This window comes from Fibrobacterota bacterium (assembly GCA_019509785.1).
Classification (GTDB): Bacteria; Fibrobacterota; Fibrobacteria; order UBA11236; family UBA11236; genus Chersky-265.
This window is the reverse complement of the sequence record JAEKLQ010000038.1, coordinates 54,863-72,600: the sequence shown is the minus strand read 5'-3', so window position 1 is coordinate 72,600 and position 17,738 is coordinate 54,863. Positions and strand designations below refer to the sequence as shown.

Below are 17,738 nucleotides of genomic sequence, written 5' to 3'. Positions count from 1 at the left end.
GCGTCCTTTAGGGTTCGTGGCGGAAGCGTTCCAGGAACGCCAAGGCTTCGGACATCTCGGCGGGGATGGGGCTGATGAATTCCATGGGCAGGCCGCTGGAAGGGTGGATGAAAGACAGCCGATGCGCATGCAAGGCCTGGGAGACGAAGAAGGAAAGCAGCTTGGAGGCGAAAGGATGGTGGATGGGTTGGATTCGATCCAAGAATGAAGTGCGGCCGCCATAGGTCGGATCGCCCACCACGGGATGCTGGATATGCGCCAGATGCACGCGGATCTGGTGGGTGCGGCCGGTTTCCAGTTCTAGTTCCAGGTGGGACGCGAATTGGTAGAAGCCCAAGGCGCGCCAATGCGTCACCGCTCGCTTGCCCTCCGGGTGGATCCCCATCTTGAGCGGGTCGCGCGGATTACGGGCGATGGGCTGGTCGACGATGCCGGAGGCTTCCGCCATTTCCCGCCAGGCGATGGCCCGGTAGATGCGCTTGATGGTCCGCGCCTCCAACTGCCGCGCCAATTCGAGATGGGCCGCGTTATGCTTGGCCACCACCAAAAGGCCCGATGTGTCCTTGTCCAGTCGGTGCAGGATGCCCGGCCGCAAGGGCCCGTTCACGTCCGAAAGGTTGGCGTAGCGATGGGCCAACGCGTTAGCGAGCGTTCCCGAATGGATGCCGTGCCCCGGATGGGTCACCATCCCCTTGGGCTTATCCACCACCAGCAAATCGGCGTCCTCATAGACGATGGGGAAAGGGATTTCTTCGGGCACGAGGGTGGAAGAAAGATCTTCTTCGGGAGCGCGGACCACGTCGATGGCATCGCCCACGTCCAAGACGTCGCTCTTGCGCGCGGGCTTGCCGTTGCGCAGGAAGCAGCCCTGCACGATCCATTTCTGCACGCGGCTGCGGGAAACGCCTTCCGCCCGGGCGGCTATGAACGCGTCCAAGCGCGAACCCGCTTCGTCGGAACCGCAGGTCCAGGCAGTGCCGGCGATGAAGTTCATAAAGTCCTTAGGATTGCGGTTGGGAGTCGGGGAGGGTGGCGGGATCGGCGGGCGTCTCATCGTGCTTGCCTTGGGGGAGGCGGCTGGCGAGGACCAGCATGGCCACGCCGACGCAAACGCAACTGTCGGCCACGTTGAAGGTGGGCCAGCGCCAGGCATAGCCGGGAATCCCCACATCGATGAAATCGGTCACCTTGTCGAAGCGCATCCGATCGATCAGGTTGCCGAAGGCGCCGGAGAGGATCAAGGTGATTCCCGCTTTCTGCCAATTGTCCCCGCGCGGGACCCGCCGGTAAAGGAAGACCAGGAAGCCGATGGCCACCGCCGAGAACAGCGCGTAGAAGAGGGTGGGGTTGAGCCCGGGGATCAGCTGCTGGGGCCGCATCCCGAAGGCTGCGCCGGCGTTGTAGACGAGGCGGAACTGGATCCATTCCCCCAGGACATGCTTGATCTTGAAATAATCGGGCTCACCGCCGGCGAGGCCGAAGTGGACGCGCGCCAGGAGCTTGGTCCATTGATCCAGGGCCAGGGTGGCGATAAGCAGAATGCCCAAACCCAGGCGGGCGGTCCAACGATTGGATGCGTTCACTTGGCTTCCTTATGATCGGGGGTAAGAGCGGGGGCTAAACGAGCGTCCAGGCGCGACATGGTCGCGCGGAACATGCGGCGAAGCCACAGGTTGGACCAGCACGCCAGGCTGGTGCGCCCGACGATATCCTTCACTTGCCCGCGCGTGATCTTAAGCTTGCCTTCCGTAGGCGCGCCACCCGGATGCTCGGCCATCACCACCAGGTTCTCGGCCGCCATGAACAGGGGCCACAGGCAAAACAGCCGCAAGCGCGGCTCCAGCCGAGGGAGCAGGCAGGTATATTCCAACGCGTCCCGCAGATGGCCTTGCGCTTTGGCCAACAGCCGCGCCATGACCCGCGCGGAGGCCGGGCCGCCTGCGCCGAAAGCGGCCGCATCCAGGCCTTCCTCCGCGAGCAAGTCGGAAGGGATGTAGGAAACGTTGCGGCCGCGATCTTCCTGGACGTCCTTCAGGATATTGGTCAATTGCAGCCCCAACCCGAAGGAGACCGAAAGGGCGCGCAGGGCGCGAGAGCGCTTCGCGCCGATGAGCGGCGAATGCAAGGTGAAAAGATCGCAAAGCAGGTTGCCCACCGTTCCCGCAACGTAATAGCAGTACTGATCCAATTCCTCGATGCTTCCGATCAGAACCTGGCCTTCCCGGCTTCGATCTTCCGGGCCTCGCGCTTCGCGGACTCGCGCCTGGCGGCGGGTGAAATCGATCATCCCCACGCACATTTCGTCGACGCAACGGGAAATGGCCTCCACCGCGCCGGCGGGAAAGCTTTGCAATTGCGGCAAGATCCAATGGCAGTGCCAGACCAGCAACCGATCCCAACGATCCGACGCGTTCCATTCCGCCGGCAGGAGCGAGCGGAAGGCGGCGATGCGGCCTTCGGAGGTCGGGCCCGGGGGGAAAAGCCCCCGGAAGGAGTCCAGCAAACGCGCCTTCGCGCCTTCCGTGAGGTCCGCGTCGTCTTCCAGGGTATCGGCCATGCGGCAGAACAGGTAGGCCAGCAGTACTTGGCGGCGCAATCCGGCGGGGAGCACCTGGATGTTGAGGGCGAAGGTGCGCGACGTCTTTTCCAGGAGGAAGGCCGCGAAAGCTTGCGGATCATCAATCCGACCGGAGGCCATGGAGCGTTTCCATTTGGCTTCCGGATCGTCGACGGCTTTGGGGGGGATGAGGAACATGGATTCGGCCCGCAGCGCCGGATTGGGCGCTTAGAACCGGCAAATGATAAAAAAAAAGCGGGGGGAGGTCTCGACCGGCCTAGGTGGACCCTGTCGATGAGACGCTTCTTAAGCTTCGACGGGAGTGCGCGCTTGCTTGCGGTTTTTCCGGGAGACCTTAGCCTGGCTCCGGAGGGTTTTGATCAGTTCGCCCTTTTCATCGGCTTTCCGCAACAGATTCTGGTGCTGATAAGCCGCCAGGTTCTTGAAGGCCGATTCGGGCATGTCCTTGCCCTCGCTCTCGAGCCGGAGCCTCAGTTCATCATGGAGGAAATAATAGGAGTCCTCCTGTTGCCGGTACCGCAGAGCCAGCCATAAGGCGTTAAGGCGCACCATCAGAAATCCGAGGATGAGGAAATACGCGAAAAGCCAAGGGGCCTCGTCCCTATGGAGGAAATGCCCGGAGAGGACCACTCCCAAAGCGACGACGGCCAGCATGAGGATGCGGGAAATGAAAATGATCCACAACTTGCGTCCGCCCCGCCACCGCAGGGGGATGTATACCCACGGCTTGCCTTTTTTCAATTGCCGTTCGAAGGAGATCGGGTAAGCCACGTACCAGCACCAAGCCCAATGCAGCACTAGCAATAGTGCCAGCAGGCCGAGGCCGATGTATGGGATTTGTTCTCGGGGGACGATCACGGGATGGTGGCTTCGCTAGGGTTCATTGTAGCTTACCGCGACACCGGAAACAAGCCGAAGACCACAAGAACTCCGCCCGCCCGTTGCGGGCGTCGCCCGCGCACGGCGAGCGGCGCCCACAAGGTAATAATTCCTCTACTCGTTTTTCGCGCGCCCTCGAGGGTCGGTGGAAAATCCGTTGATACTATGTTGAAAACCCCGGCTCTTTCGACCGGAATCGGGCCGCCAATCGTGGCTCAGGGCCGAAGCTTGTTGATTATATTTGACCCCCAGGCCCCGACGCTTTCCCCTGGAAGAATCCCATCGGCATGATCAATTCGGCAACCTCCCTTCATCCCTGGTCCGCATGCCTGACATCCCTGAAGGGAAAGCTTTCCGATGACGCCTTCAACCAGTGGATCCTACCGCTAAAGGTTTTCGACCTCAGCGAGTTCCAGGTGAGCCTGGCCGTCCCATCCCAAATAGACATGGATCAGTTGGGCAAGCTTTACCAGGGCTTGATCGAGCATTGCTTCGTGGAAGCCAACGGCCGCGAGGTGCGCGTGAGCCTGCGCCGCATGCCTGCCGTGGCGCCGACCCCCGGCTATTCGAGCTCATTCTCCGGCATGCCCGCCATCGACCTGAATCCGAATTACACCTTCGAGGAATTCGTGGTCGGCAGCAACTCCCAATTCGCCTATTCCGCCGCGCAGGCCGTGGCCAAGGATCCGGGCGGAACCAAGTTCAACCCCTTGCTTATCTACGGCGGGGTGGGGCTGGGGAAGACCCACCTCTTGCAGGCCATCGGCAATCACGTTATCGCCGAGAATCCCCGCAAGAAGGTCCGGTACGTGACCTCGGAAGCGTTCTACCGGGAGTTCGTCGAGTCCATCCAGCACAACCGCATCAACGAGCTTTCCACCTACTACCGGAACGAAGTGGACGTCCTCCTCATGGACGACGTGCAATTCATGAGCGGAAAGGATCGCACCCAGGAGGAGTTCTTCCACATCTTCAATTCCCTGCACCAGAGCCGCAAGCAGATCGTGCTGACCAGCGATGCGCCTCCGGGGGAATTGAAAGGGTTGGAGGATCGCCTGGTGAGCCGCTTCCAATGGGGATTGTTCGTCGATATCCAGCAGCCCGATCGCGAGACCCGCGAGGCCATCCTGCGGCGCAAGGCCATCGCCCTCAACCTGGACATCTCCGACGACATCATCGCCTTCCTGGCCGAAGCCATCGACTCCAACATCCGCATCCTGGAAGGCGCCATCCGCCAGCTCCTGCTGCAGGCCTCCATCAAGCATTCGGACATCACCATGGAGTTGGCCAAGGAGATCGTCAATCGCGCGGGCATGAACCGCCCGACCAAGAAGATCACTCCGGAGGATATCACCTCGGTGGTGGCAAACTATTTCGTGGTGGAAGTGGACAAGATCATCGAGCAGGGCCGCGGCACCAAGGAAGTGGCCCAGGCCCGCCAAGTGGCCATGTTCCTGATGAAGGAATTGACCTCCGCTTCCCTGAAAACCATCGGCCAGCGCTTCGGGGGCCGGGATCATAGCACCGTGGTCCACGCCATCAAGACCATCGAGAAGGCGATTGAAAAGGACGATCAATTCAAACGCAGCGTGGACGCCATCATGTCCAAGCTGGCGACGACGCGGTCTTAAGCGGCACTAAACCGCCTAAAGCGGTCCTAGGCGGCCGCCACCGATTCCAGGAATGCCTCGATCTCCGCCTTGACGTCCTCGGACGTATGCAGGTTGGCGATTTTCCCCAAGAGCCGTTTGCAATCCTTAACGTTCAGGTTACGGATGGCCGTGCGCAAGGAATCGGCTGCGGCCGGGGCGATGGAGAGGCGCGTGATTCCGAGGGCCAGGAAGATGGGCAGGGCTTGCGGGTCCGAGGCCATTTCGCCGCAAACCGTCACGGTTTTGCCGGCGGCATGGGCCGCCGCCGAGATGCGCATCAGCGCCTGGATCAAGGCGGGATGGAAGGGCTGGTAATAAGAAGCCACCCGCTCGTTCCCGCGATCGATGGCGAACAGGTACTGGATGAGATCGTTGGTGCCGATGCTCAGGAAATCCGCCTCTTCCGCGAAATCGCGGATCTGCATCATGGCCGAGGGGATCTCGATCATCGCCCCCACCGGCGGACGCTTCAGGGGGTGGCCGGCTTCGGCTTCCAGTTCCTTCAACACCAGATCGATCTGCTCCTTCAGGGCGCGGAACTCGGTAATGAGGGAGAGCATGGGGATGACCAGGCGGAACTCGCCCAACTGCGCCGTGCGCAGCAAGGCGCGCAGGTGCGGCTTCAGAATATCGGGCCGGGACAACAGCATGCGAATGGAGCGCCAGCCCAGGCTGGGGTTCTCTTCCTTGCCCCAATCGAAATACTTCAGGGGCTTGTCCCCGCCCACGTCCAGCAGGCGGAAAGTCGCGCCGTGCTTGCCGCAGCGTTCCAGTACGCGCTGGTAGATCCCGAATTGGGTTTCCTCGTCCGGAAAGGAACTGCGGATCATGAAGAAGAATTCCGAACGGTAGAGGCCCACGCCTTCGATGCCGTACTGCTCCATCAACTCCATGTCCGAAATCAATGAAAGGTTCCCGGAGAGATGGATGGCTACGCCGTCTTTCGTTTCCGAGGCGAAGTCGGGAACCGCCAGGGTGCGCGTGCCCAAGTCGTCCAGCAAGCGGGCGTATTCGCGCTGCACGTGCACGTCCGGGTCGATATACAGGATCCCCGAGTTCCCGTCCATGATCACGCGCGTATCGTTCTGGATATATCCGGTGAGGCCCGGGATGCCCATGAAGCAAGGAATGCCGAGGGAGCGGGCCAGGATGGCCGCATGCGAGGTCAGGCCGCCGGTTTCGCATAGGATGCCGAGGATGCGGCGGGTGGACAGGTAGATGAGATCGGAGGGCAACAGTTCCACAGCGGCCACGATGTTGCCGTCCTGCGCCGCCGCCGCCGGATCGCGGTTCTCGGTCGAGACCTCGCCCAGGGCGTTCAGGATGCGCAATCCGACGTCCCTCAGATCGGCGGCGCGGCTGGTGACGAAGGGGATGCCCGAATCGAGCATGGACTTGACCAGTTCGCGCGTGGCCAGCTTTACCGCGAACGGCGCCGCCAGGTTCTCGCGGATGTGGCTTTCGATTAAGCCGATATAATGCTCGTCGCGCAGCATAAGCTCATGCGCCTCGAAGATGCGCGCGTCCAGCTCGGCGAAGAGTTCTCCCGCGCGTTTCTTCAGCCATAGGCTTTCTTCGCGGGCGACCTCCAGGGCCTTCTGCATGATCTCCAATTCGGCCTTGGCATCCAGGCATTCGGCGAAGAGGATGGTATCCCAGATCTGGTGGGTCTTCAGCACCACCACGGGCCCATCGGCGATCCCGCCTACGGCCACTTGGGCGCGCACGAAAGGCGGGGCCTCCTTGGGCGTCTCCGGATCGCCCTTACCGGGTATCGGCGATGCCGAACGGAGGCTGCGATTCTCGAGCAGGGTGCCGAGCTGGGCCGCCAAGGTATACGCCAAGTCCTCGACCATGGGGGAGAAGTGCTCCGGATCGGTGGACTGCAAGGTCATGACGCCGGCCCCGAATTTGGAGGCGGGCGGAATGGGGATGCCCAGGAAGTTCTTCAGGCGATCTTCGCCGAGGGCGGGGAAATACTTGTTGCGCTTATCGTCTTTGGGATTGGCGATGTTGATGATCTCGCCCCGGCTGAAGACGTGCCCGGTGAGGCCTTCCTCGGGGGACATGGCGATATCCTCGCCGGGCTTCCTGTTCAGGCCTTGGCTGGCGGCCAAGTGCAGGCGGTTTTCCGCGCCCTGGTACAGGTAGATGGAACAAACGTCCACGCCCATCTTCTCGGAGATGAGCTTGACGACCGCATCCAAGGCAGGACGAGTCGAAGTCGATTCCTGCATGGTCTGCGCCACGGAACGGATGATTTCCAAGGCTGTGGAAGCGTCGGACATTTCGTTCTTCGGGTTAAGGCGTTAAAAGGCGAATCGAAAGAGTTGAGGTATCGGCTGCGGGCGGATCAATCCCACATGATCCCCGGCTTCGGCGCCTCGGGGAGCTTGTCCTTGTTTTTCTTGGCCCACTCGAACTTCTTCTTCAGCAGGTCCAGGCGCTGATCTTCTTCCTTCTTGGAGGCGTCGAACTTGGCCGCGAGATCGGCGGCGCGGGTCTTGTCCGCTTGCATGAACTGCTCCAGGCTGGGAGCTTCGTCCTTGTGGGGGATGAATTTGATGATGCCGCCCGTGGCGGCGTCGATGATGAGCTGGGCCCTGCAGCAGGGGCAGGCGATCTTCAATTCCTTGGCTTCCATCTCGTCCCGTCCGCTCCGCGGCGCCGCCGTGGGCGCCAGCCCTTAATATAGGACTTTTCGGATCAGTCCGCTGTAACCGGGCCGGCGTTCGCGGCGCTGTCCGTCAAAATTTCTCAATCTTGAGAAGGTGCAGGACTTCCTTCTGCGGCGAGAGCTCGACGTAATTGTACCGCCCCGACCACACGTAGCTCTCATGGGTGAGCAGATCGTATACGCCGTAAATGTTCTCGTTGGCCAGTCCCATGCTGCCCAGGTCCAGGTTCAGGGTCGCCGCTTGGCGGTTATGCGGATCCAGGTTCACCACGCAAAGGATGATGTTTTCCCCTTCGGTCTTGGAGTAGGCCAGGATGCTGGGATTGTTGGAGTCGTGGAAGCGAAGGTTCTTCAGGCGATGGAGGGCGCGGTTGTCCTGGCGGATCTCGTTCAAGCGCTTGATGAAGCCCTTGATGTTCCCCGGGCGATCCCAATCCCAGGCCTTGTACTGGTACTTCTCCGAATGGAGGAACTCCTCCTTGCCAGGCACGGGCGCGCTTTCGCATATCTCATAACCGTTGTACATGCCGTAGGCCCCGACCAGGGTGCAAGCCAGGGCGAAACGGATCTTGAACATGGCCGGCGTCGCGTTCTGCAGATGCCAGGGCAGGATATCCGGGGTGGTGGGGAAGAAGATGGGCTTCATGAAATTCTTTGCGGAAGACTGGGTCAACTCTTCCAGGTATTCCCGAAGCTCCTGGGCGTTGGTCCGCCAGGTGAAATAGGTGTACGACAGGTCGAAGCCGATCTTGGCCAGATGTTTCATGATCTTCGGGCGGGTGAAGGCCTCGGCCAGGAAGATGATCTCCGGATTCTCGGCTTTGATCTCCCGGATCATCCAATCCCAGAACACGAAGGGCTTGGTATGCGGATTATCCACGCGGAAGATGGTCACGCCCATGTCCATCCAAAACTCCACGATGGACTTGATCTCCTTCCACAGATTCTTGCGATCCGGGCAGAAGAAATTGAGCGGGTAGACGTCCTCGTATTTCTTGGGAGGATTCTCGGCGCATTTGATGGTGCCGTCCTTTTCGCGGTAGAACCAATCGGGATGGTTCTTCACGTAAGGATGGTCTGGCGAGCAATTGAGCGCGAAGTCGAGGGCGAGGGTGAATCCCATGTCCTGGGCGGTTTGGAAGAAGGCCCGGCATTGGGCGAGGGTCCCCAAATCCGGATCCACCGCCTTATGCCCGCCATGACGGTTGCCGATGGCATAGGGGCATCCGGGTTCCCCGGGTTGGGCCACCAGGGCGTTGTCGGCGCCTTTGCGCTTGGTCTCCCCGATGGGATGGATGGGCGGCAGGTAAAGCACGTCGAAGCCCATGTCCTTGATGTCGGCGAGCCTTTCGGTCATGTCCGCGAAGGTGGCGCTCTTGTTCCCGTCCTTGCCCTGGGAGCGGGCCCACATTTCGTACCAGGCGCTGAACTCCACCAAGGGGGAATCCACCCTAAGCCGCGCCGGCTTTTCGGATCGGATAGGCGTATCCACGTACGGGATCTCGCGGGAGCTCGAATGCCCGAGGGTGCGGGCTTCGATGAGGTATTCCCATTCGCCGGCTTCGTTGGGGGCGAAGCGGCCGCGCCAGAGATCATTATCCACGAATTCCATGGGCGTGCGGATCCACTTTTCCGCTCCGAGCTTGCGGAAAAGCAGAGAGGCTTCGCATTTCTCATGGCCGTCGCGGAAGATATCCGCGGTGACTTCGATGATTTCCCCGGGGATGGCCTTGACCGGGACGCGTCCGCCATCGACCAAGGGCTGGAGGTTCTCGATCACGGTGTGGATGGCTTCGGTATCGGGCACTTGCGATTTCGCCCGGAGCGCTGCCTTGGCGGCGGCCGAAAGCGGGACGGGCTTCTTGAGGGCCGGTACGGAGGGCGCCGCGGGGGCGACGGGCTTGGCTATCGCTGCCGCCGCGGGGGCGGGTTTGGCCGCGGTCGGAACCGCGGCCGGCTTGGCCACGATCGGAACCCCAGGGGACTTGGCCGCGGCCTTAGCCGGCGCCGCGGGAACCGCAGCGGCTTTGGGGGAGGCATTCTTCGCTTTTACGTTCTTGGGCTTAACGGGCATGGGTGCGAATCAGCTCCTCGTAAAATTGTTGCGTGCGCCTGGCCACCTGGGTCCAGGCGAAATGATCCTCGACGCGCCTGCGCGCTTTCTTGGCCATGGACCGGCGCAGGCCGGAATCGTCGAGAAGGGAATTGGCGGCGGCCGCCAGATCCCGGGAGAATTTCTCCGCATCGACCGGTTCGAAATCCTCGCTGCCGCGCGCCTTGAAAGGGACCAGTAGCCCGGTCTCGCCGGGAACCACCACTTCGGGAATCCCGCCCACCTGGGAGGCCACCACCGGGGTTTCGCAAGCCATGGCTTCGAGATTGATGATGCCGAAGGGCTCATAGACCGAAGGGCAGATGAACACCGCGGCGTGGGTGTACATGGAGATGATTTCCCGCTTGGGAAGCATCTGGGGGATCCAGATGATGGAGTGCGAGGAATCCTTGCGGGCCGCCTCCACCTTCTTCTTCATCTCTTCGCCGATTTCGGGGGTGTCCGGCGCGCCGGCGCAGAGGACCACCTGGGTGCCCGGGCGCAGATGCTTGATGGCGTTGATGAGGTGGAGCACGCCTTTTTGCCGCGTGATGCGCCCGACGAAGAGGACGTAGGGCAGGGCCGGATCGATTCCGTAGGCGCCTAGCAGGACCGGATCCGGGCTGGGATGGTATTCCTCGGGATCGATCCCGTTCGGGATCACCCGGATGCGTTCGTCCGACACGCCGTAAAGCTCGCGCACGTCCCGGCGCATGGACTCCGAAACCGCCACCACGCCGTCGGCATTCTGGTAGGCGGTCCGCTCCAGCCAGGTGGACACGTGATACGCGTTACCCAATTGCTCCACTTTCCAAGGGCGATGGGGTTCCAGGCTATGCGTGGTCAGGACCAAGGGGATGCGGAACAGGTTCTTCAGGATGCAGCCGGCGAAATGCGTGTACCAGGTATGGCAATGCACGATCTCGCTCGGAACTGCCGCGCCCGCCATCATGACGTCGCGGGCCAAGGTGTCCATCAGCTTGGCGAATTGCGGATTTTGCGCGGGAAGGGCGAAATCGGGTTTGAGCCCACGCGCCGAAAGCGTGCCCCCATGCTGGGTTCCGCCATAGGCCGGGCCCGTCACCGTTTTCTGATCGCCGAAGCAAAGGATTTCGACGGCATTCCCCGGCAAGGCGGAGAGCGCCTGGGAAAGGTATTCGACGTGGACGCCGGCGCCCCCGTAAACGTAGGGAGGATACTCGTTGCTGAGGAGGGTAATCTTCATCGGAACGAGGAAAATTAAGAATTTCGGCGGCGCGGGAATAGAGATTTCGCGCGAAGCGGAGCGCGCAAGCCCGGATGTTTGCGGCGCTTGGGAAATCGGCGGGCCGATCCGGGGACGGATTTAACCCTCGCGCGCGCTTTTATAAGTTTAACCGGGGGCGAGGATGGGCCGGCTCATGAGTCCGGTCCGCCGCGCCGAGGATCAGCAATGCCGAAGCCTTGGGACGAAGACGTCGACGCGCGGGTGCGCGGGCTGGAAGCGCAGAACCAGCGCCTGACCAAGCAATTGTCCACCCTCATGGACGTATTCGCCAAGCTCGAGATCACCGATCTGGAGCACTCCCTCTACTTCAGCAACCAGAAGCGCCTGATGGATTTCGTCCAGCGCATCACCATGCGCCTGGACGACGATGATCTGATGGACGTCATCGTGGAGGAATTGCTGATCGAGCTCAAGGCCGATCGGGTTTCCTACATCCTGGTCGGCGATGGGCCCAAACCCACCTGGGCCGTCTCCCAGGAGGCCGTGGATAAGGGTATCAAGCGGCTGCCGCTGCCGTACTTCGTGGACAATTCGCCGCCCGGCACCTTCGTCAAGTTCCTGCAGAAGGCGGTGAAGCACCCCGGCGGGCCGACCACTTGCGAATGGCCCGAACCCATTTCCATCGTGCCCGATGCCCAGTACAGCTCCCTGGAAGAGGAGTTCCGCGCGGCCCTCGAGGACGAGTTCGATTTGGCGAGCAAGGTCGAGTGCCGCGCCGCGATGGCTTTCCCCATCGAGACGACCTTGCAGGGGAAATCCCTTTTCTGCGTGCAGCGCATCAATAGCGATCAAGGCTGGACGCGCCAGCAGCGGGACCTGTTCCAGAACATGTGCCGATACGCCAGCTCCTTGCTCGATCAGACCCAGCTTTCTGAACATATCCGGGAATTGAAGGACCAGCTCGGCTCCCTCATCGAATCCATGCCTTCGGCCATCATCGGGATGGATTTGTTGGGCACGGTGACGACCTGGAACGGCAAGTCCCAGGAGTTCTTCGGGATCGCGGAAGAGGAAGCCCTGGGGAACGTGTTCTGGGAACTCGTGCCCGAATACCATTTCATGGCCAACGCCCTCAAGAACGTGCTGCAGGTGGAAGCCTCCACGGGCATGGACTTCGAGCCCATGCCCTATAAGCGCAAGGACGGGAACGTGGTGTACTACCGCGCCAACCTGTTCACCATGTTCCGCCGCAACCGGGGCGAAGTGGCGCTGCGCATCGATGACGTGACCCGTACCGTGGAATTGAACCATCAACTCTTCCACTCCCAGCGCATGGAAACCGTGGGCACCTTGGCTGGAGGCCTGGCCCACGAGTTCAATAACGTCTTGGGCGGCATGGTCGGCACATCGTCCCTCATGCGCCAACGCCTTCAGAAGGGCCATTCTACGCCCCAGGAATTGCTGGACGATTTGCAAGTCATCGAAGGCTGCGCGGATCGGGCCTCGGCCATGGTCAAACGCCTATTGGCCTTGTCCCGCCGGGCGGAAATCGTGATGGAACCGCTGGATCTGAATGCCATCGTCCGTAGCCTGGTGTCCCTGTGCGGGCATTCCTTCGAAAGCCGCATCCAGGTGAAGGCGAAGTTGCCCCCGGCGGAAACCTGGATTTCCGCCGACCGATCCCAACTGGAACAGGCAATCCTCAACATCTGCGTGAACGCCCGGGACGCCATGAAAGCCGGCGGCACCTTGAGCCTGGTCGTGGAGCGCTTCGCGGTGGACGAGGCTTTCCGCCAAAAGCATGCCGGCTGCACGGCTCCCGAACTGGTGCGGCTAACCCTCCAGGACACCGGCGAGGGAATCCCCCTCGATCAGCTCGATCAAATCTTCGAACCCTTCTATACCACCAAGCGGGAAAACGGATCGGGGCTGGGCCTCACCATCGTCGATTCGATCATGAAGCAGCATAAGGGGTTCGTGGAGGTGGATAGCGATCGCAAGATCGGCACGCGCTTCCAGCTCTATTTCCAGCCCGCCGTCAAAGCGGAAGGCCGCGAGCCGGCGGCCCCGGCCCCGGCGCCCGGCGGCAAGGGGGAACCCCGCCAAGGCGAAATCCTGTTCGTGGACGACGACGAAGTCATCCGTCGCATGGCCGCCCGCATCATGGGCGAGCTCGGCTATACCGCGGCCACCGCCGCCGACGGGGCGTCGGCCATCCGCATAGTGGAAAGCGGGTTGCATTTCGATCTCGTGGTGCTCGACGTGGATATGCCCGTGATGAACGGCCTGGATACCGCCAACGTGCTTTGGCGCCTGCGGCCCGATTTGAAAATCCTCTTTTGCACCGGCAGGCAGCATCAATACGATATGGCGCCGGTTCTCGCGAAAGGCGAGGCGGGCGTGCTCGTAAAACCCTTCGACATGGCCGCCATGGCGGACAAGGTGCGCGAAGCCTTGGCCGGCAAGGGCGCGAAGGCCGCCCCCATCGCGCCGGACCCCGATCGCGGGCCCCTCGGCAAGGCCGCCTGACGTCCCTTCCCACGTTTTCCAATACGGTCCGGGGCAGAAATTCGATCTGCCCACGGGCAACGTGCACGGCCTAGGCTTATGCGAGGCGACGGGTTCAGGGCTTCTGGGGGACCTCCGAAAGTCTTGGCGCGCCAATGGCGCTCCGCCGGGCGCTCCATTGGCGCGCCGCTGGTCCGCTTCATTGGCCTTCTGTCAGTACTTAGTTGGCATTCCGTGGCGCTCCATTGGCGCTCCGCCGGGCGCTACATTGGCGCGCCATGGTCTCCAGGATGCCTCCTGCCCCGGTCCGACTCGCCGGGTAAATTTTTACATTGATCCGATCGCCGGAGCGCGATCAAGGCGGGAAAATGGGATTATCGGAAGAAGAGAAGGACCTCGTGGCGCAGGCCTTGCAGATGTACCTGCAGCAAGCCAGCATGCAATTACCGCCGCAATCCGTGAACCAATTGGTCACCGTCTGCAAGGGGATCATCACCAAGCTCGACCACTTGGAGATGGGCGGCTCCGGCGGGAAGCGCAAGTCGAACGATCCGCCCCCGGGGATTTCCCAGGAATGGTTCGAAAACGTCTGCCTCACCTGCCCCAACCTTACCGCCACGGGTTGCGCCGATAAGATCACGGTAAAATTCCCCGGCAAATGCGATCCTATCCTCAAGTACGAGCGCAGCAAGGCCGGAGTCAAATGACCTCGCGCCCCGGGGCGCGCACCCGCACCGGAGGCCGCTGAAGCATGCCCAAGGAAAAGTCCCGTCCCGTCCGCGGCATCCCCGAGGGGAACTCCATCCTCGAGCGACTGCGTTCCCAAGGCCGCCGGCCCCAAAGCCTGCCGGCCCTGGAGGAATTCTTCGAGGTCCCGCGGGATCGTTCCCGGGAGTTCCAAGTCCAACTAAAAATCCTGGTAGACTCCGGCATGGTGCGCCGCGTGAAGGGCCGCAAGTTCGTGGCCGAGGAAAACGAAGCGACGGGGGTGTCGCGGCGCGCGCGCAAGGCCCGGGATACCGCGCAGGTCCTCCCGGAATCCTTGACGGATGGGGACGGCAAGATCGTGTACGATTCGGATAGCGAAGTGCGCGGCGCTACCGACGAAGAGGCGGGCGCCGCAGACGCGGGGCGCGGAGGGAACGCGGCAAATGCGGAACCCGGCGCACGGCGGGCCCCCGGCCTGGACTCGCGTGGGCGGCCCAAGTTCGGCGGCTCCAAGACCGGCGGCCCCAAGGGCGCGGCCAGCCGTTTCCTGCCCAGGGGCGGCCCCAAGGGTGGGTTCCGGGAAAACCGCGACGGGGATTTCGATAAGTCCAAGCGCCGTACGGGCGCGGGGGCCCGCGGGGCATTCGGCAAAGGCGGGCGCGAGGAGGGCGATGCCGGCCTCGTCAAAGGCAAACTCATCCGCCAAGGCGGCTTCCATTTCGTAAAACCTTCGCAAGGCGGCCGTCCCGGCTCCGACGAGGATCTGATCCTCATTCCGCGCAAGAACCTGGGCGGCGCCAAGGCCGGGGACATCGTCAGCGCGCGCATCCTTGAGGAAGACGGCAGCGAGCGTATCGGGCGCGTGGTCGCCACCCTCGAGGAAGAGATCTCCTTCGCCGAAGTATCCAAGCAATTCTTCCATGAAAACCATCTTCCCCACGGCTATCCCAAGAAGGCGTTGCAAGACGCGGGTTCTTTCCCCGAACCCGTTTGGGAAATGCTGGAGAACCGGACGGACTACCGGGATCTGCACATCATCACCATCGATCCTTCCACGGCGAAGGATCACGACGACGCCATCTCGCTGCAACGCCGCAAGGACGGGACCTGGCTGCTGGGCGTGCATATCGCCGACGTGGCCGAATACGTGGGGCCTGATACGGCCCTCGACCACGAAGCCCTGGAGCGCGCCTTCACCCAGTACCTACCGTGGACCGCCGCGCCCATGCTGCCGCAACGCCTGTCTTCCGATTTGTGCAGCCTCCTGGAAGGCCGTGAACGCCTGGCGTTCAGCTGCATGATGGAAGTCGCCCACGACGGGTCGCTCAAGAAATTCGACTTCGTCGAGTCCTTCATCCGCGTGGAGCATTTCTATAGCTACGAGGAGGCGCAGGCCGCCCGCGAAGCCGGCGACCCGTTCCTCAAGGAATTGGACGAGTTCACCGCCGTGCTCCTCGCCCGGCGCCGCCAGGACGGCTTCATCGATTTCCAGTTCCCCGAGCCCAAGGTGGAGATGAAGGACGGGGCGCCGTTCCGCATCTATCCCGCCGTGCGCCATGCCTCCCATTCCTGGATCGAGGAATGCATGCTATTGGCCAACCAGGCCACGGCCATGTTCCTGACCAAGCACAAGTTGCCGGGCCTGTTCCGCGTGCATGAACAGCCCGATCTGGACGTGGTGGCCGAGCTGTGGGCCAGCCAGGGCCAAGCCCATAAGGACAAGGGCATGGCCGAGGTATTCGACAAGATGGCGGCCACGCGCGGCAACCTCAATCCCGCCATCCAGAAATTCTTCATCCGCATGCTGGGCCGGGAAGGCGGCGCCCTGCCGCCGGCGGTGCAGCGCAAGATCCTGCAGAGCATGAAAAAGGCGCAGTACAGCGCCGATCCGCTCGGCCATTTCGCGCTCGGCTGGTTGCATTACGCGCATTTCACTTCGCCCATCCGCCGCTACGCCGACCTTTGGACCCATCGCGTCATCAAGGCCCACGTGCGCGGGCAACGCGTCCACAAGCATCTGAAAACCCTGGCGCGGGACGTGGCCGAGAAGATCTCCGAGCGGGAAATCGCGGTCATGAAAGTCGAGCGCCGCTCCCTCAAGACGGCGACCGCATGGGTGCTGCGCGGATTCGTGGGGCATGAATTCACGGGCGAGGTGAGCGGCCTGGAGAACTTCGGCATCTTCGTCTCCCTGAAGGACCCCATGGGCGAAGGGTTGATCCCCGTCCGCGCCCTGCGGGACGACTTCTACCAGAAGGACGAAGAGACGGGCCACTTGGTGGGCCGGCGCACTCGGCAGCGCTTCGAACTGGGCGACAAGGTGCGAGTAAGATTGGATCGCTCCGATCCCTTCAGCGGCCAGGTCGATTTCGATTTCCTCGGCCGCGCATGACCTCGAACGACATGCGCCCATGAGCCTCAGCAACGCCCTGAGTTACCTGACGGTTCTGCCGATCCCGTTCAAGAAGCATATCCCCTTGAACCGGTCGGTGCATTTCTTCCCGCTGGTGGGCGCGGGAATGGGCAGCGTGCTGGTCCTGGTTTTCCTGGCCTTCAAGGCCCTGATGCCCATCTACCTGGCCTGCCTGGCCACCATCGCGGTGCTGGAATCCATGACCGGCGGCATCCACTTGCGCGCCGTGGCCGAGCTGGTCGACGGCCGGCGCACCTTCCCGGGATCGGGATTCGCCCCCAAGCCCGAATACCATTGGCGCGGCATCGCCGCCGTGGTCCTGCTGATATTCGTGAAGGCGAACGGGTTGGCCCACATGCGCCCCGACTGGCAGCCCTTCGCGGTCTTGCTAGCGCCCATCCTGGGCCGCAGCTCTCAGGCCATGGGCATCATCTTCAGCCGGCATCGGCTGGAAACCAGGCATGGCCGCAAGGACCCGGACGTGCGGCGGCGGCAGATCAGGGCCTTGCTGTTCACCGGCGCGCTCATTTGCTGTATGGCCTTGTTTCCCTGGCAGGCGGCGGCCATCCTGACCGCGACCTATTTCGCGCTGATGATCGCGACCTATCGCTTCCTCAACCGCCGCATGGAAGGCCTGACCGTGCAGACCCTGGGTACGGTCGCCGAAATCGCGGAAGCGTCTTTCATCGCCACTTGTTCGGCCTTATCGTGACGGGCCTCCGGCCTTAGATCGAATCGAAGATCTGAACCCGGCTCCAGAAGGAACCGCACTTTTCCCGGAAGGTATCGTGGGTGGCATGCGTCTGATACGCCGCCTCGCCCGCGGCATCGTCGAACACGACCGTCAAGGCGTAGGAATAGCTGCGTTCGATGACCGGCCGATTCGTGGCCGCCGGCTTGCCCAGCCATAGATTCCGCACTGTAGGCGCCTTGGACATGGCCGTGGCCAGTTCTTCGAATTGACGGACCTGGGCGGGAGAGAGATCGGGCTTAAGCCAAAAATAAACGGCGTGGACGAACATGC

General features: G+C 62.2%; 14 protein-coding genes. 5 read left to right on the top strand and 9 right to left on the bottom strand.

Annotated features, from left to right (window positions below; all coding sequences use genetic code 11):
* Window positions 1-7 precede the first annotated feature (7 nt).
* From JF616_10835 to JF616_10820, 4 genes are all read right to left on the bottom strand, one after another.
* A complete protein-coding gene (locus JF616_10835; protein ID MBW8888240.1) occupies window positions 8-994 on the bottom strand; it encodes an RluA family pseudouridine synthase in 987 nt (328 codons plus the stop codon).
* A 7-nt stretch (window positions 995-1,001) separates the two neighbouring features.
* A complete protein-coding gene (gene lspA / locus JF616_10830) occupies window positions 1,002-1,583 on the bottom strand; it encodes a signal peptidase II (GenBank protein MBW8888239.1) in 582 nt (193 codons plus the stop codon).
* Window positions 1,580-2,755, bottom strand: a complete 1,176-nt coding sequence (locus tag JF616_10825) for a squalene/phytoene synthase family protein (GenBank protein MBW8888238.1) — start codon at window positions 2,753-2,755, stop codon at window positions 1,580-1,582. Before JF616_10825 ends, lspA begins: the two co-directional genes overlap by 4 nt.
* Before the next feature lie 108 nt (window positions 2,756-2,863).
* Window positions 2,864-3,436 (bottom strand): hypothetical protein, encoded by a 573-nt coding sequence (locus tag JF616_10820; protein MBW8888237.1) that lies wholly within the window; start codon window positions 3,434-3,436, stop codon window positions 2,864-2,866.
* Window positions 3,437-3,744: 308 nt separating this feature from the next.
* On the opposite strand from JF616_10820, the gene dnaA reads away from it, so the two are divergent.
* Window positions 3,745-5,088, top strand: a complete 1,344-nt coding sequence (gene dnaA, locus JF616_10815; GenBank protein MBW8888236.1) for a chromosomal replication initiator protein DnaA — start codon at window positions 3,745-3,747, stop codon at window positions 5,086-5,088.
* Between the two features lie 26 nt (window positions 5,089-5,114).
* On the opposite strand, the gene ptsP is transcribed toward dnaA, so the two are convergent.
* From ptsP to glgA, 4 genes are all read right to left on the bottom strand, one after another.
* On the bottom strand, window positions 5,115-7,397 hold the full coding sequence (ptsP, locus tag JF616_10810) for a phosphoenolpyruvate--protein phosphotransferase (GenBank protein MBW8888235.1): 2,283 nt from the start codon (window positions 7,395-7,397) through the stop codon (window positions 5,115-5,117).
* A 65-nt stretch (window positions 7,398-7,462) separates the two neighbouring features.
* Window positions 7,463-7,753 carry a hypothetical protein gene (locus JF616_10805; GenBank protein ID MBW8888234.1) on the bottom strand — a complete coding sequence of 97 codons (291 nt, stop codon included), beginning with the start codon at window positions 7,751-7,753 and terminating at the stop codon, window positions 7,463-7,465.
* Between the two features lie 103 nt (window positions 7,754-7,856).
* A complete protein-coding gene (locus tag JF616_10800) occupies window positions 7,857-9,860 on the bottom strand; it encodes a DUF3416 domain-containing protein (GenBank protein MBW8888233.1) in 2,004 nt (667 codons plus the stop codon).
* The gene (gene glgA / locus JF616_10795) at window positions 9,850-11,103 is read right to left on the bottom strand and encodes a glycogen synthase (GenBank protein ID MBW8888232.1); all 1,254 of its coding nucleotides are present in this window, start codon (window positions 11,101-11,103) and stop codon (window positions 9,850-9,852) included. Before glgA ends, JF616_10800 begins: the two co-directional genes overlap by 11 nt.
* Window positions 11,104-11,310: 207 nt before the next feature.
* Here glgA and JF616_10790 point away from each other — a divergent pair, with 207 nt between their 5' ends.
* The 4 genes from JF616_10790 (at window position 11,311) to JF616_10775 (ending at window position 17,426) form a co-directional block, all read left to right on the top strand.
* The gene (locus JF616_10790; protein MBW8888231.1) at window positions 11,311-13,614 is read left to right on the top strand and encodes a response regulator; all 2,304 of its coding nucleotides are present in this window, start codon (window positions 11,311-11,313) and stop codon (window positions 13,612-13,614) included.
* A 347-nt stretch (window positions 13,615-13,961) separates the two neighbouring features.
* Window positions 13,962-14,300: a hypothetical protein gene (locus JF616_10785; GenBank protein ID MBW8888230.1), complete on the top strand. Its 339-nt coding sequence runs from the start codon at window positions 13,962-13,964 to the stop codon at window positions 14,298-14,300.
* A gap of 44 nt (window positions 14,301-14,344) precedes the next feature.
* On the top strand, window positions 14,345-16,693 hold the full coding sequence (locus JF616_10780; protein MBW8888229.1) for an RNB domain-containing ribonuclease: 2,349 nt from the start codon (window positions 14,345-14,347) through the stop codon (window positions 16,691-16,693).
* Window positions 16,694-16,712: 19 nt separating this feature from the next.
* Window positions 16,713-17,426 carry an adenosylcobinamide-GDP ribazoletransferase gene (locus JF616_10775; protein MBW8888228.1) on the top strand — a complete coding sequence of 238 codons (714 nt, stop codon included), beginning with the start codon at window positions 16,713-16,715 and terminating at the stop codon, window positions 17,424-17,426.
* 13 nt (window positions 17,427-17,439) lie between these two features.
* Here the strand turns inward: JF616_10775 and JF616_10770 are convergent, their stop codons facing one another.
* Window positions 17,440-17,736, bottom strand: a complete 297-nt coding sequence (locus JF616_10770) for a Dabb family protein (protein ID MBW8888227.1) — start codon at window positions 17,734-17,736, stop codon at window positions 17,440-17,442.
* Between the last annotated feature and the right edge of the window lie 2 nt (window positions 17,737-17,738).

Excerpts from the sequence above, each read along its gene's own strand:
- JF616_10835 (MBW8888240.1), bottom strand. The coding sequence starts at position 994 with ATGAACTTCATCGCCGGCACTGCCTGGACCTGCGGTTCCGACGAAGCG.
- JF616_10825 (MBW8888238.1), bottom strand. The coding sequence starts at position 2,755 with ATGTTCCTCATCCCCCCCAAAGCCGTCGACGATCCGGAAGCCAAATGG.
- dnaA (MBW8888236.1), top strand. The coding sequence starts at position 3,745 with ATGATCAATTCGGCAACCTCCCTTCATCCCTGGTCCGCATGCCTGACA.
- ptsP (MBW8888235.1), bottom strand. The coding sequence starts at position 7,397 with ATGTCCGACGCTTCCACAGCCTTGGAAATCATCCGTTCCGTGGCGCAG.
- JF616_10805 (MBW8888234.1), bottom strand. The coding sequence starts at position 7,753 with ATGGAAGCCAAGGAATTGAAGATCGCCTGCCCCTGCTGCAGGGCCCAG.
- JF616_10800 (MBW8888233.1), bottom strand. The coding sequence starts at position 9,860 with ATGCCCGTTAAGCCCAAGAACGTAAAAGCGAAGAATGCCTCCCCCAAA.
- glgA (MBW8888232.1), bottom strand. The coding sequence starts at position 11,103 with ATGAAGATTACCCTCCTCAGCAACGAGTATCCTCCCTACGTTTACGGG.
- JF616_10790 (MBW8888231.1), top strand. The coding sequence starts at position 11,311 with ATGCCGAAGCCTTGGGACGAAGACGTCGACGCGCGGGTGCGCGGGCTG.
- JF616_10785 (MBW8888230.1), top strand. The coding sequence starts at position 13,962 with ATGGGATTATCGGAAGAAGAGAAGGACCTCGTGGCGCAGGCCTTGCAG.
- JF616_10780 (MBW8888229.1), top strand. The coding sequence starts at position 14,345 with ATGCCCAAGGAAAAGTCCCGTCCCGTCCGCGGCATCCCCGAGGGGAAC.
- JF616_10775 (MBW8888228.1), top strand. The coding sequence starts at position 16,713 with ATGAGCCTCAGCAACGCCCTGAGTTACCTGACGGTTCTGCCGATCCCG.
- JF616_10770 (MBW8888227.1), bottom strand. The coding sequence starts at position 17,736 with ATGTTCGTCCACGCCGTTTATTTTTGGCTTAAGCCCGATCTCTCTCCC.